At 65.9% G+C, this 12,640-nt stretch carries 11 protein-coding genes; 7 read left to right on the top strand and 4 right to left on the bottom strand.

Features of this window, described 5'->3' with window-relative positions:
- On the bottom strand, positions 1 to 1,122 hold a 1,122-nt coding region (locus CG471_RS26355), incomplete at its 3' end, for an acyl-CoA dehydrogenase family protein (protein WP_099234282.1).
- Between the two features lie 164 nt (positions 1,123 to 1,286).
- Here CG471_RS26355 and CG471_RS26350 point away from each other — a divergent pair.
- From CG471_RS26350 to CG471_RS26340, 3 genes are all read left to right on the top strand, one after another.
- A complete protein-coding gene (locus tag CG471_RS26350; protein ID WP_099234284.1) occupies positions 1,287 to 2,450 on the top strand; it encodes a CaiB/BaiF CoA-transferase family protein in 1,164 nt (387 codons plus the stop codon).
- A 103-nt stretch (positions 2,451 to 2,553) separates the two neighbouring features.
- On the top strand, positions 2,554 to 3,936 hold the full coding sequence (locus CG471_RS26345) for an SRPBCC family protein (protein ID WP_099234283.1): 1,383 nt from the start codon (positions 2,554 to 2,556) through the stop codon (positions 3,934 to 3,936).
- 19 nt (positions 3,937 to 3,955) lie between these two features.
- Entirely contained in the window at positions 3,956 to 4,876 is a 921-nt protein-coding gene (locus CG471_RS26340) for a TIGR03619 family F420-dependent LLM class oxidoreductase (protein WP_099234281.1), read from the top strand.
- A 70-nt stretch (positions 4,877 to 4,946) separates the two neighbouring features.
- Here the strand turns inward: CG471_RS26340 and CG471_RS26335 are convergent, their stop codons facing one another.
- Together CG471_RS26335 and CG471_RS26330 are read right to left on the bottom strand one after the other, a co-directional pair.
- Entirely contained in the window at positions 4,947 to 5,861 is a 915-nt protein-coding gene (locus CG471_RS26335; RefSeq protein ID WP_099234280.1) for an acyl-CoA dehydrogenase family protein, read from the bottom strand.
- Positions 5,861 to 7,006: an acyl-CoA dehydrogenase family protein gene (locus tag CG471_RS26330; RefSeq protein ID WP_099234279.1), complete on the bottom strand. Its 1,146-nt coding sequence runs from the start codon at positions 7,004 to 7,006 to the stop codon at positions 5,861 to 5,863. The genes CG471_RS26335 and CG471_RS26330 overlap by 1 nt, the downstream gene beginning before the upstream one ends.
- A gap of 140 nt (positions 7,007 to 7,146) precedes the next feature.
- On the opposite strand from CG471_RS26330, the gene CG471_RS26325 reads away from it, so the two are divergent.
- The 4 genes from CG471_RS26325 to CG471_RS26310 all read left to right on the top strand — a co-directional run bounded on the left by CG471_RS26325 (position 7,147) and on the right by CG471_RS26310 (position 11,892).
- Positions 7,147 to 7,461 carry a non-heme iron oxygenase ferredoxin subunit gene (locus tag CG471_RS26325; protein ID WP_099234278.1) on the top strand — a complete coding sequence of 105 codons (315 nt, stop codon included), beginning with the start codon at positions 7,147 to 7,149 and terminating at the stop codon, positions 7,459 to 7,461.
- Between the two features lie 90 nt (positions 7,462 to 7,551).
- The gene (locus CG471_RS26320; RefSeq protein ID WP_099234277.1) at positions 7,552 to 8,760 is read left to right on the top strand and encodes an acyl-CoA dehydrogenase family protein; all 1,209 of its coding nucleotides are present in this window, start codon (positions 7,552 to 7,554) and stop codon (positions 8,758 to 8,760) included.
- Complete coding sequence (locus CG471_RS26315; protein ID WP_099234276.1) at positions 8,757 to 9,737, top strand: acyl-CoA dehydrogenase family protein; 981 nt, start codon at positions 8,757 to 8,759, stop codon at positions 9,735 to 9,737. The genes CG471_RS26320 and CG471_RS26315 overlap by 4 nt, the downstream gene beginning before the upstream one ends.
- A 22-nt stretch (positions 9,738 to 9,759) precedes the next feature.
- Entirely contained in the window at positions 9,760 to 11,892 is a 2,133-nt protein-coding gene (locus CG471_RS26310) for a PKD domain-containing protein (RefSeq protein ID WP_099234275.1), read from the top strand.
- 40 nt (positions 11,893 to 11,932) lie between these two features.
- On the opposite strand, the gene CG471_RS26305 is transcribed toward CG471_RS26310, so the two are convergent.
- Entirely contained in the window at positions 11,933 to 12,475 is a 543-nt protein-coding gene (locus tag CG471_RS26305) for a hypothetical protein (RefSeq protein ID WP_099234274.1), read from the bottom strand.
- Between the last annotated feature and the right edge of the window lie 165 nt (positions 12,476 to 12,640).

Genomic DNA, 12,640 nt, shown 5'->3' with positions numbered 1-12,640 from the left:
GAGGATCATGTGGGGGCTGACCGGGGCGGTGCGCGGGATCAGCACTTCGCGCAGCAGCCGTTCGACATGATATTCCTGGGCATAGCCCATGCCGCCCAGGGTCAGCATCGCGGTATGGCAGGCCTCGAACGCGGATTCGGCCGCGAGATATTTGCCGCTGTTCGCTTCCACGCCGCAATCCTCGCCCTTGTCGAACAGGGTAGCGGCCTTCATCACCATCAGGTTGGCTGCCTCCAGCTGCATCCAGCATTTGGCGAGCGGATGCTGAATGCCCTGGTTCATGCCGATCGGCCGGTCGAAGACGATGCGTTCGCGGGCATAGCGGGCGGCGCGCTGGATCGCGTTGCGGTCTATGCCGATCGCTTCGGCGCCGAGCAATATGCGTTCCGGGTTCAGCCCCTTGAGGATGATCCTGAAGCCCTGACCTTCCTCGCCGATCCGATCCTCCTCGGGGATGAAGAGGTCGTTGATGAACAGCATGTTGGAGCCGACCGCGTGGCGGCCCATCTTGGGGATCAGCTGATGCTCGATCCTGTCGCGATCCAGTTTGGTGAAGAAGAGCGACAGGCCCTGTGTCTTGTTCTTCACCTGGTCGAGCGGCGTGGTGCGGGCGAGCAGCATCATCCGGTCGGCGACATGGGCGTTGGTGATCCAGATCTTCTCGCCATTGACGCGGTATCCGCCCTCGACCCGTTCTGCGCGGGTCTTGAGCTTCGTCGTGTCGAGCCCTGTATTGGGTTCGGTCACGGCAAAGCACATCTTCTCCGCGCCGGAGATGATCGGCGGGATCATGCGCTGTTGTTGTTCGTCCGTGCCGAACAGGGCGATCGGCTCCAGGCTGAAGACCGGGCCGTGGATGCTGGACGCCGCGGTCATGCCGCCACCGGCCTCCGCCACTGCCTGCACCATGATCGCCGCTTCGGTAATGCCCAGGCCCGCGCCGCCGGTGGGTTCCGGCATGGCGATGCCCAGCCAGCCGGCGTCCGCCATCGCCCGGTGGAAATCGAACGGGAAGACGGCGTCCTTGTCCCGTTCCAGCCAATAATCGTCGGGGAACTGGGCGCAGAGCTGGAACACCGCATCGCGGATGTTCCTCTGGTCTTCGGTCAGGGCAAAATCCACGTCTCTGGGGGCCTTCTGCTGGCGTCTGGATGATCGCCTGCGGGTATCATCGGGCCTCCCGCGCGCACAATCGGGCGGCCCCACATATCGGTGGGGCGAAGGGGTTGCGCGTGGATTTCGCCGCGCCCTTGGCCTAGCCCCAAGGCAGTTATGGGGAGAGGATGATGGACGCGACGCACATGCCGAAAGGGCCGCTGGCCGGGATCCGCGTGGTGGACCTGACGGCGATGGTATTCGGCCCCTATGCGACCCAGATCATGGCCGACATGGGCGCCGACGTGATCAAGATCGAGCCGCCGGCGGGCGATGCGACGCGCTATATCAATTCCGGGCCGACGCCCGCGCTGGGCGGCGTCTTCACCAACGTCAATCGCGGCAAGCGCAGCCTGGTGCTGGACCTGCGGCAGGAGGAGGACAAGGCGACGCTGCGCGCGCTGATCGCCACCGCCGACGTCTTCATCCATTCGATGCGCGGCAAGGCGATCGCCAAGCTGGGCTTCGACTATCAGGCGGTGAAGGCGATCCGGCCCGACATCGTCTACACCAATTGCTATGGCTATAGCCGGCGCGGGCCGGACGGCGACAAGCCCGCCTATGACGACACGATCCAGGCCGAATGCGGCATTCCGCACCTGCAGCAGCTGATGACCGGCAAGCCCGATTTCATGGCGACGATCATCGCCGACAAGGTGGCGGGCCTCACTGGCCTCTATGCGACGATGATGGCGCTGTTCCACCGTGAACGCACCGGCGAGGGGCAGGAGGTGGAAGTCTCCATGTTCGAGACCATGGCGTCCTTCATGCTGACCGAACATGCGAGCGGCATGCTGTTCGAGCCGCCGCTGGGGCCGGCCCATTATCACCGCGTCGTCGCCCGCAATCGCAAGCCCTATGCGACCAAGGACGGCCATGTCGCCGCGCTGGTCTATAATGACAAGCATTGGAACGCCTTCGTCGCGGCGGTGAACCCGCCCTGGGCGACCGACGAGTTCGACACGCTGGCCAAGCGGGCGAAGCAGATCGACCGGGTCTATGGCCTGCTGGGCGAAACCTTTGCCGAGCGGACGACGCAGGAATGGCTCGACCTGCTGGAGGCGCTGCACATCCCGGCTGCGCCGCTGCGCACCACGGACGAGCTGTTCGACAATGCGCATCTCAACGCGATCGGCTTTTTCGAGACGGTCGAGACGCCGCAGGGGCCGGTGCGTTTCCCCGGCGTGCCGACCTGGTTCTCGCAGACGCCGGGCCGGGTCGCGGGCGGCGCGCCGGAACTGGGGGCGCATAGCCGGGAGGTGCTGGACGAACTGGGGGTGGCCGTCCATCGGTAGGGCGATGGGTTGGGGCGCTGCCTTGGCGCTCCCCAGCCCAGCCTTTACCACTTCATCCAAGCAAGAAATCTGGGTGAGGCATGGCATGGTTGAGGCTGCTGAAATGACGCGTGCGGGCTTCCCGCTGGAAATCAGCGATCCCGAGCGCATTCCCACGGCACGCTATTATGACGCGGATTTCTATCGCCGCGAATGCGAGGAGCTGTGGCCCCATGTCTGGCAGATGGCCTGCCGCGTGGAGCAGGTACCCGAGGTCGGCGACTGGATCGAATATAGCAATCTGGGCAAGTCCGTCATCATCGTGCGGACCAAGGACGGGATCAGCGCCTATCATAACGCCTGCCGCCATCGCGGCGTGCCGCTGACCGAGGGCAGCCATGGCAATTGCAAGGGCAAGGGCTTCATCTGCCCCTTCCATGGCTGGCGCTGGAATATCGAGGGCAAGAATACCTTCGTCTATGGCCGGCACATGTTCTCCGAGCATCAGCTGGACGAACAGGATCTGGCCCTGCGCCCGTGCCGCACCGAGATCGAGATGGGCTGCGTCTTCATCAATTTCGACGATGACGCGCCGTCGCTGCGCGAACAGCTCGGCCCGCTCGCGGTGGGGCTCGACGCCTATAATGCCGACAAGATGCGCGCCGAATGGTGTTTCGGCACGGTGCTGCCGGCCAATTGGAAGGTCGCGATGGAAGCCTTCATGGAAGGCTATCATGTCATGCGCACCCATCCGCAACTGCAGCAGAAGGTGCCGATCCTCTACAACATGATGTACGGCATGGACACGGGCGGGATCGGCGTGCCGATCAATCCCAACCGGTCGATGAAGGAAAATATCGTCGACCAGGTCGACCATATGCAGCTGCTGAGCGAGGGCATGGCCGGCATGTGCCATGCCAAGGATGTCGCTGTCGCCCGCACCTTGATCGACGTGGACCTGCCCGAAGACCCGCAACAGGCGATCATGCACTGGTTCGGCATGGTCAATCATTGCGTGACCCAGGCCGGACAGGCGCGCGGCGAACCCACGCCCGATCTCAACAAGCTGGCGGTGGAAACCCCGGTCAAGTCGGTGGAATTCATCTTCCCCAACTATTTCCTGCTGCCCTTCCTATCCAGCATGGCAGCCTATCGCATCCGCCCGCTCGGCCCGGAAAGCTGCATGTTCGAACTCTGGTCGCTGACCCATTTCCCCGAAGGACAGGAGCCGCCGGTGGTGATGGCACCGGTGATGCTGCCCTATGACAGCGACCAGTTCCCGATGATCCCGCGCCAGGATTATTCCAACATCCCGCTGCAGCAGAAGGGGCTGCATGCCGAGGGCTTCGACTTCATGCGCCTGTCCAAGGTGATCGAAGGGCTGATCAGCAATTATCAGCGGATCATCGACGGCTATATCCGGCATGAACCCATGGATAAGCTGAGCGCGGCGACACAGAAACTGGCCGGCAATTTCGACGGGCCGGTGCTCGACCTGGGCTTCTGAGCCGACGGGAGGCGGGGTCATGAAATTCGCCTTCGGCATGCCGCGGCTGATCGAGCTGAAGGCGACGATGCAGCCCTGGGAATTGTCGGTCACGGGCGCGGACCAGACGCGGCTGGCCAAGCTGGCCGATGATCTGGGTTACGACATGATCAGCGTGCCGGAACATTTCCTGATCCCGCGCGCCCATGTCGACCTGTCGGGGCCGCATCATTTCCATGCCTATGCGGCGATGGGCTATTATGCTGGCGCGACCAGCCGCATCCGCATCAACAGCTCGATCGCGATCCTGCCGCTGCAGCATCCCGCGATCACCGCCAAGGCGCTGTCGACGATCGACTGGCTGTCGGGCGGCCGGGCGATGGTGACCTTCGGCGCGGGCTGGCTGGAGCAGGAGTTCGACCTGCTCGGCGTCCCCTTCCACCAGCGCGGGCGGATGTGCGACGAATATCTGGCCGCGATCGTCGAGCTGTGGACCAGCGACGATCCGCAGTTCGAGGGCGAGTTCGTCTCTTTCCGCGATGTCGCCTTTGCTCCGCGCCCGGTGCAGCAGCCACATTTGCCGATCTGGATGGGCGGGGAGGCCGACGCCGTGCTGAAGCGCGCCGCGCGCCATGCCAGTGGCTGGTGGCCTTATCTGACGAAACCCGAGGATATTCCGGCCAAGATCGACTTCATCAAGTCGCAGCCGGGCTATGACGGCCGTCCGTTCGACGTGATGTACGGCTTTGCCACCAGCCGGGTGGGCGAGGGCCATGCCGTGGTCGACGATCCGCGCGCTCGGCCGGGCATGACCGCGCCGGAGATCATCGACCGGCTCGGCTGGTTCGCGACGCTGGGCGTCACCATGAGTTCGGTGCCGATCCCGGCGGTGCGCAGCATCAGCGAATATGAGGATTATGCCCGCTGGGTGATCGAGGAGATCAAGCCAAAGCTGGGCTAGAGCCTGATCGTCTGAGGTGAAAGCGCACCGCGCTTTCACCGATGGCGTGAATCAGGCTCTTTCGTTGATTCTAACCCCAGAGCGCATCGGCCGCCGCCAGCGCCTGTCCGCCACGCCCGCCGAGGTCGCCGATCAGCGCCTTGAGCCGATAGGTCCACAGGTGCAGTGGATGCTCCAGCGTCATGCCCATGGCGCCCAGAAACTGGTGGAAGTCATAAACGCAGCTGCGCGCCGATTCCTGCGCATGCAGCGCCGCCAGCGCCGCGTCGCCGGCATCGAGCGTGGCCGCCGCCTTCATCGCCAGCCAATAGAGGCCATTGGCGCGCACCTGCGCCTCGGCCAGGCGATGGCGCAGCGCCTGGAAGGTGGCGAGCGGGCGGCCGAATTGCTGGCGATCGGTGACATAGGTGACGGTGCTGTCGAGCGCGGCGGCGAGCAGGCCCGCCGCCTCGGCCGCCAGCGCCACGCGCCAGCGGGTACGGACCTCATCGGCCGACACGGCGTGATCGGTGAGGTCGTCCGGCTGGGCGATCAGGCTGCCCATCGGATAGGCGTAGAGGGCTTCGGGTTCGGCCCGGACATGGTCGGGGCCGGCGATGAAGCTGCGCACGCGATCGGCCCCGACCAGCAGCACCGTCGCGCCCGGCGCAAGGAAGCGGACCGGGCGATGGGTCTTGCCTTCCTCCACCAGACAGAGCGGGCGCGGTGTCGCATCACCCAGCAGCGGGCGGATGAGGGCGCTGGCCGCTGCCTCCACCGTCTGGGGCAGGCGGGCCAGCCGCTCGACCACCAGGGCAGCGCTGATCGCGCCGAGGTCGGGATCGAAGCCGATGTCGAGGAAGCCGCCTTCGGCGAGATCGCGGTCGAGCGCCTCGCTGGCCAGGGCAAAGCCCGCCTCATGCAGCGTCGCGCCGGCATAAGGCCGGGTCAGCGTGTCGATCGCGTCGAGAATCGCGATCTGGTCGTCGGTCAGGGACAGGTCCATCAGCGCGGCTCCCGTGGCAGTTTGAGCACATCGCTGGCGATGATGTTGAGCTGGATCTCCGCCGCGCCGGCGGCGATGCCCGCGACAATCCCGCGCTGATGATGCATTTTGAGATAGGGGTGGGCGTCGGCCAGTGCCTGCGGCAGATATTCGACGATGAATTCGCATACCCGCCGTTCGGCCATCACCGTGGCGAAACGGGCGGAGCTGGATTCGGCGCCGATCGCCTCGCCCCGGCAGCGGCGGTCGACGATCGCATAGCTGGCCATCCGCGCCGCTTCGCACAGGGCGGCGGCATGGGCGGCCTCGATCCGCACTGCCTCGCCGGCAAATTCACCCTGGGCCTGCAATAGCATTACCGCACGGTCGAGCGCCGCGCGGGCGAGGGCATAGCGCGGAATGCCGAGCCGCTCATTGGTGAGCGAATAGCCGATAATCTCCCAGGCCTGGCCTTCCTCGCCCAGCCGCGCCTCCACCGGCACGATGACTTCGTCGAAGAAGACTTCGTGAATATCGCCCTCGCCGATCAGCGAGGGGATTTGCCGCACGGTGATGCCGGGCGTGTCCATCGGCACCAGCAGGATGGAAATGCCCTGCTTGCGATCGTCGCTGGTGCGGCAGACCAGGAAGCAGGTGTCGGCCAGGCCCGCATAGCTGGTCCAGATCTTCTGCCCCGACACGCGATAGACATCGCCGTCGCGGGTCGCGCGGGTGCGCAGCGAGGCGAGGTCGGAACCGGAACCGGGTTCGGAAAAGCCCTGGCACCAGAGCGCCCGGCCGCCGGTGATGGCGGGCAGATACTGGGCTTTCTGCGCGTCCGACCCATAGCGGATCAATGTCGGCCCGACCCAGTTGACGTTCATATATTGGCCGCCGCGCGGTTCGCCCGCGATCCACATTTCCTCGGCCAATATGGTCTGATGCCAGGGGTCGAGGCCCTGGCCGCCAATCTCCCTGGCCCAGTGCGGGGTCAGCAGGCCTTCATCGGCCAGGCGCCCGCAGAAAGTGCGGGCATAGTCGGTCAGCGCGGGGGAGGCCGGGCCATGCTGCGAGAAACGCTCCCAATCCTCCGGCAGCGTCGCGGCGAGAAAGTCGCGCAACCGCTGGCGAAAAGCCTCTTCATCCTGCGTCCATTCAAAGTTCATTGGTCCACGCATCCCCTGCCGAACAGGGATGCGATACTTAAGAGCGGCGCGGCGCGACAGGGCGGCGGGCAAGAGAACGCCCCGGTGATGGGCTTGGGCCGGGTCTTGCCGCGCTCCACCGGCTTGGGCAGCTTTCGGGCATGAGCGAGCGCGATTTCAAAATGGCAGCCCCCTTGGATGAAGTGCCGCTGGGCAAGACCAAAAGCGTAACCATCGACGGACGGACCATCCTGCTGTGCAACAGCGACGGGCAGATTCATGCCATCGCCGCGCTCTGTTCCCATGCCGACGAACCGCTCGCCTGCGGTCGTATCCGCCTGGGCTGGATCGCCTGTCCGGCCCATGGCGCCCGTTTCGACCTGGAGACCGGTGCGCCGCTGACCGGCCCGGCAAGCGAACCGATCGCCACCTATCCGGTCCGCATCGTCGACGACATGATCGAGGTGGCGATCTAGCGCCATCGCCTTGGGGATATCGCCGGCCGCCATCTTGCGGGGGGCCGCGCAATTGGGCCTAGCGTCGGGCATGAGAGGAACCGGAACGGGATGGAGGGGCAGGCTTTGACCGATGCGCTCGACAGGCTGCGGCAGGAAGTGCGCCAATGGCTGGCCGACAATGCGCCGCACGGCTGGCGCGAGCGCAGCAGCAGCGAGGCCGCCTTCCTGCAAATCCAGCGCAACTGGTTCGCCAAGCTGGTCGAGGGCGGCTATGCCGTGCCGCACTGGCCGGCCCAATGGCCGGGCGGTGGCCGGTCGCTTGCCGAACAGAAGATCCTCTATGAGGAACTGGCCCGCGCGGATACGCCGCGGCTGCTGTTGTCCTTCATGTCGACCTATCATGCCGCCTGCACCCTGTTCGAATGGGCGAGCGAGGCGCAGCAGGCGCTGTTGATCCCGCGCATCCTGGCCGGCGAAATCTGGTGCCAGGGCTTTTCCGAACCCAATGCCGGGTCCGACCTGGCCAATGTCCGCACCCGCGCCGAGCGGGTCGGCGACCATTATGTCGTCAACGGGCAGAAGCTCTGGTCGACCATGGGCCAGTTCGCTGACAAATGCCTGTTGCTGGTGCGCACCAGCAATGACGGGCCGAAACAGGCGGGGCTCACCTATCTGCTGCTCGACCTCAAGGCGCCGGGCGTCATCGCGCGGCCGATCCACCAGATTCATGGTGACGAGGAATTTGCCGAGCTGTTCCTCGACAATGTCGAGATTCCCGTCAGCGACCGGTTGGGCGAAGAGGGGCAGGGCTGGGCCGTGGCGCAATCCACCCTTTCCTCCGAACGCGGCCTGACCCTGCTGGAACTCAGCGCCCGGTTGCGTGGCGCCTTGTGGCGGCTAGGCGAGCTGATCCGGGCGCAGGGCCGGCAGGACGATCAGGGCATAGTGCGGGACTTCGGCCGGCTGAGCGCCAAGGTGGATGCGACCTGCGCCGTCGCCGACCAGTTCCTCGCTAACCGCATTGCCGGGATCGAGCGGGTCGGCGACGCCTCCATCGTCAAGCTGTCCTATTCGCGCACACTACGGGACTTCACATCGCTTGGGATTCGGCTGGGTGGCATCGACGCGCAATATCACAGTCCGATCACCTTTGGCGGCGGCATGGAGACCGGCAACTGGATGGCGGATTTCATGAACAGCTATGCCTGGACCATCGCCGGCGGCAGCGACGAGGTGCAACGCAACATCATCGCGGAACGGCTGGTCGGCATGCCGCGCGAACCCAAAAGCTGGACCTTGAAGGAGGGCGCGGCATGACCATGACCCGCGCGGAAGTGCAGGACGCGGCCGACAAGGCGTTCGGTCAGAGCGAACTGGCCCCGGATGCGGCGCAGAGCTGGGCGCTGATCGCCGAGATGGGCTGGCTGATGATGGGCGTGCCGGAGGAACTGGGCGGCCTGGGCCTCGGCCGCGAGGCGACGGGCGTCATCCATCAGGGCGTGGGCAAGGCGCTGGTGCCCGGCCCCGTGCTGGCGCAGATGCTGACGATCGAGGCGCTGGCCGCTGCCGATCATCTGCCGGAGCGCGAGGCGCTGATCGCCGACGCCATGGCGGGCGAGGTGATGACCGCATCGCTGGCGGGTGGGCTGGACGGCGCCGACCGGCTGACCTGCGTGCCCGATGCCGATACCGCCAGCCATATTTTGCACGTCACCGGCGATCGGGTGGCACTGGTGCCGGCCGAGCAGGTTGCCGTCACCTATCGCGCCGGATGGGACAAGAGCCGTCGCCTGTTCGATGTCGTCCTTGAAGGCCCCGGCCTCACGCTGGCGCAGGGCGATGCCGCCCGCGCGCTGGCGGATCGGATCGAGGCGCTGCGCCTCTTCTGTCTGGCGGGCGACAGCCTGGGCGGCGCAGAGGCGGCGCTGGCGATGACCGTCGCCTATCTCGAAACGCGGCAGCAGTTCGATCGGCCGCTGGCACTGTTCCAGGCGCTCAAGCATCGCGTCGCCGACATGCGGACCCAATTGACCGCCGCCGACGCCTTGTTCTGGAGCCGGGCACAGCAGGTCGAGATCGATATCATCGCCCTGGGCGCGCTCAAGGCGCTGGCCTGCACCGTCTATCGGCTGGTCGCGGAAGAGGCGATCCAGCTCCACGGCGGCATCGGCCTCACCATGGAACATCCCTGTCACCTGTTCCTGAAGCGCGCGATGCTCAATTGCGCGCTCGGCGGCGATGCGGATCATTGGGACGAACGGACCGGCAGGGCGGCGCTAGCAGCGGCGGTCTGACACCATGACGGGAGAGAAGAAGATGCGCCGATCGATTGCCCTCTGCATGACAGCCCTGTCACTGGCCTTGGTCGCAACGGCAGGGACCGGCGCCGACGCCCAGCCGGGCAGCACCCCGGCCGCCGCCGCCGAAGACCCGCTCTTCACCCAGCCCTATATCGATATCGACGAATGGCGCGATGCGCCGGTGCGGCACCGCTATGTCCATGGCGGGTTCAAGGGGACGGAGACCCGTTTCTCCTTCTATTTCCCCGACAAGGCGCACTATCAGGGCCGCTTCTTCCAGCATATCACGCCGGTGCCCGATGACGAGAATCTGGCGCAGAAGCTGACGCAAGGCGAGGAAAATTATATCGGCTTCTCGATCGCGTCGGGCGGCTATTATGTCGAAACCAATGGCGGCGGCCGCGACCAGGTGGGCATGCCGGGCAAGCCCAATGACTTCACCATCGCCGCCTATCGCGCCAATGCCGCATCGGCCCGCTATTCGCGGGTCGTGGCGCAGCAGATGTACGGCGGCAAGCGCCCTTATGGCTATGCCTTTGGCGGCAGCGGCGGGGGCTTCCGCACGGTCGGCTCGATCGAGAATACGACCGGCGTGTGGGACGGCGTCGTCCCCTATGTGCTGGGATCGCCGATGGCGCCGCCCAACATGTTCTCCGTGCGGATGCGGGCGATGCGGGTGCTCAATGACAAGTTCCCGCAGATATTGGACGCGGTGGAGCCGGGCGGCAGCGGCGATCCCTATGCCGGGCTGACGCCGCAACAGGTATCGGTGTTGCGCGAAGTGACGGCGATGGGATTCCCGACGCCCAGCTGGTTCGGCTGGAAGACGATGGGCATCCATGGCTTTGCCGCCCTTTATGGCGGGATGGTGATGGCGGATGCCGGCTATTTCACCGATTTCTGGACCAAGCCGGGCTATCTTGGCCATGATGATCCCAAGAGTTTCGACGGCTATCGGCTGCAGCATGACGCGACCATCGCCGCGCCGATCAGCGCGGCGCAGGCGGCCGAATTGAAGCTCGACACCCGCATCACCGATGGCGCGGCCAATGTCGACAATGCCTTTGCCGCGCTGCAGGGCCGGGCGGCGCAGCGCATCGTCGCCTTCCGCCTGTCGAGCCCGCCGCGTGCCAACTATTTCGTCGGCGGCGACCTGATCGTCGGGTCGGGCGCGGCGCAGGGCAAGCGGTTGACGATCAACCGCATCGCCGGTGATGTCGTGATCCTGGGCGTGGTGGACGATGCCGTGGTCGACCTGCTGAAGGCCGGCGACAAGGTGCGGGTCGACAACAGCAATTTCCTCGCCGCCGAAACCTATCATTGGCATCAGGTGCCGCCGGCCGATGCCGGCTATCCGGTCTGGGACCAGTTTCGCGGGGCCGACGGCAAGCCGCTCTATCCGCAGCGGCCCTTCCTGCTCGGCCCGCTTTTCACCGCCGCGACCACCGGCAAGCCGATGGGCCAGCCGCCGATGACCGGGCAGTTCCAGGGCAAGATGATCCTGGTCGAAAATCTGTGGGATCGCGAAGCCATGCCGTGGCAGGGCGACTGGTATCGCCAGCGGGTGATCGCTGCCCAGGGTGCGGGCGCGGACCAGAATTTCCGCATCTGGTTCACCGACCATGCGCTGCATGGTGACAGCAGTCAGCAGGAAGACCCGACCCGCACGGTCAGCTATCTGGGCATGCTGGAACAGGCGCTGCGCGACCTGTCCGCCTGGGTGGAAAAGGGCGTTACGCCGCCGGCGAACACCGCCTATCGCATCGATAATGGCCAGGTGATCGTGCCGGCCGATGCGACCGCGCGCGGCGGCATCCAGCCGGTCGCCAGCGTCACCGCCAATGGCAGTGCGAAAGCCGTCGTGAAGCCCGGCGCGGCCGTGACCTTCCGCGCGACCATCAGTGTACCGCCGGGCACCGGCCGGATCGTGTCGGCGGAATGGGATTTCGACGGCAGCGGCGCCTTTGCCGAAAAGGCGAGGCTGCCCGGCGGTTCGGGCAACAGCCTGACCCTGACCACACGCCACAGCTTCGCCGCGCCCGGCACCTATTTCCCCACGCTGCGCATCGCGTCGGAACGCAGGGGCGACGCCGCCACCCCCTATGCCCGCATCCAGAATCTGGGTCGGGTGCGGGTCGTCGTCCAATAGCGGCAGAGGCAGCGCCGCATCATGTGGCGCCCCTGTCCCGTCAGTTCGACACGTCAGGGCATTGGCCCGGACGCTTTTCTTCCTTGCCGGCCTTGAACCAGCGGGTCGACTGGGCATCGACGGACTCGTCATAATAGCAGACCTCGGCCGTGCCGCTGGCCGGATCGACCAGGGTCAGCCATTGGTGCGGGCCGCAATTATGGGTCTCGCACGACCAGGCCGCGATCTTGCCGTCGACGGTCGCGATCGGCGAAGCGGGGCCGCCCTCTTCCAGCACCCATTTGCGCACCGCCTTGTCCGCGACCGCCGCCTTCACCGCCGCGACCACGGCCGGATCGTCGTTCCAGCTATGGGCGCCGACCTTGTCGAAGGGATATTTGCCGACATAGGGGCTGAAGGCGTCGGCTCTGGGCGCGGCGGCATTGGTCGCGTTGGCGGCGTTGGCCATGGCATTTTCGACCGCGTTGACCGCATTGTCGGCGGCATTTTCCTCCGGACTGCTCTTCTCGCCGCTGCAGGCGGCCAGCGCGGCAGACAGGAGGACGGGCAGGGTCAGGACGGTCCAGAGGCGGTGGCGGGTCATCGGCGGTCCTTTGCGCGGTAGGGATGACCCCATGGTGGGGCGGGACGCGGCAGCGAGCAAGCGCGATTGGGCCACGGGCGCGGAAATTGGCGGCTGATCCGTCTGTAGGGGCAGATGATCTTCGATTGCGAAAGGCCCCCTGCCCGATGCGTTTCCCCCCTGCCC

This window comes from Sphingobium sp. IP1, assembly GCF_002708645.1.
GTDB lineage: Bacteria > Pseudomonadota > Alphaproteobacteria > Sphingomonadales > Sphingomonadaceae > Sphingobium > Sphingobium yanoikuyae.
The sequence above is the reverse complement of the archived record's forward strand: the minus strand, read 5'-3'. Positions and strand labels throughout refer to the sequence as shown.

Coding starts and splice junctions, on each gene's coding strand:
- CG471_RS26310 (WP_099234275.1), top strand. CDS start 9,760: ATGCGCCGATCGATTGCCCTCTGCATGACAGCCCTGTCACTGGCCTTG.
- CG471_RS26320 (WP_099234277.1), top strand. CDS start 7,552: ATGGAGGGGCAGGCTTTGACCGATGCGCTCGACAGGCTGCGGCAGGAA.
- CG471_RS26330 (WP_099234279.1), bottom strand. CDS start 7,006: ATGAACTTTGAATGGACGCAGGATGAAGAGGCTTTTCGCCAGCGGTTG.
- CG471_RS26345 (WP_099234283.1), top strand. CDS start 2,554: ATGACGCGTGCGGGCTTCCCGCTGGAAATCAGCGATCCCGAGCGCATT.
- CG471_RS26335 (WP_099234280.1), bottom strand. CDS start 5,861: ATGGACCTGTCCCTGACCGACGACCAGATCGCGATTCTCGACGCGATC.
- CG471_RS26325 (WP_099234278.1), top strand. CDS start 7,147: ATGAGCGAGCGCGATTTCAAAATGGCAGCCCCCTTGGATGAAGTGCCG.
- CG471_RS26315 (WP_099234276.1), top strand. CDS start 8,757: ATGACCATGACCCGCGCGGAAGTGCAGGACGCGGCCGACAAGGCGTTC.
- CG471_RS26340 (WP_099234281.1), top strand. CDS start 3,956: ATGAAATTCGCCTTCGGCATGCCGCGGCTGATCGAGCTGAAGGCGACG.
- CG471_RS26350 (WP_099234284.1), top strand. CDS start 1,287: ATGGACGCGACGCACATGCCGAAAGGGCCGCTGGCCGGGATCCGCGTG.
- CG471_RS26305 (WP_099234274.1), bottom strand. CDS start 12,475: ATGACCCGCCACCGCCTCTGGACCGTCCTGACCCTGCCCGTCCTCCTG.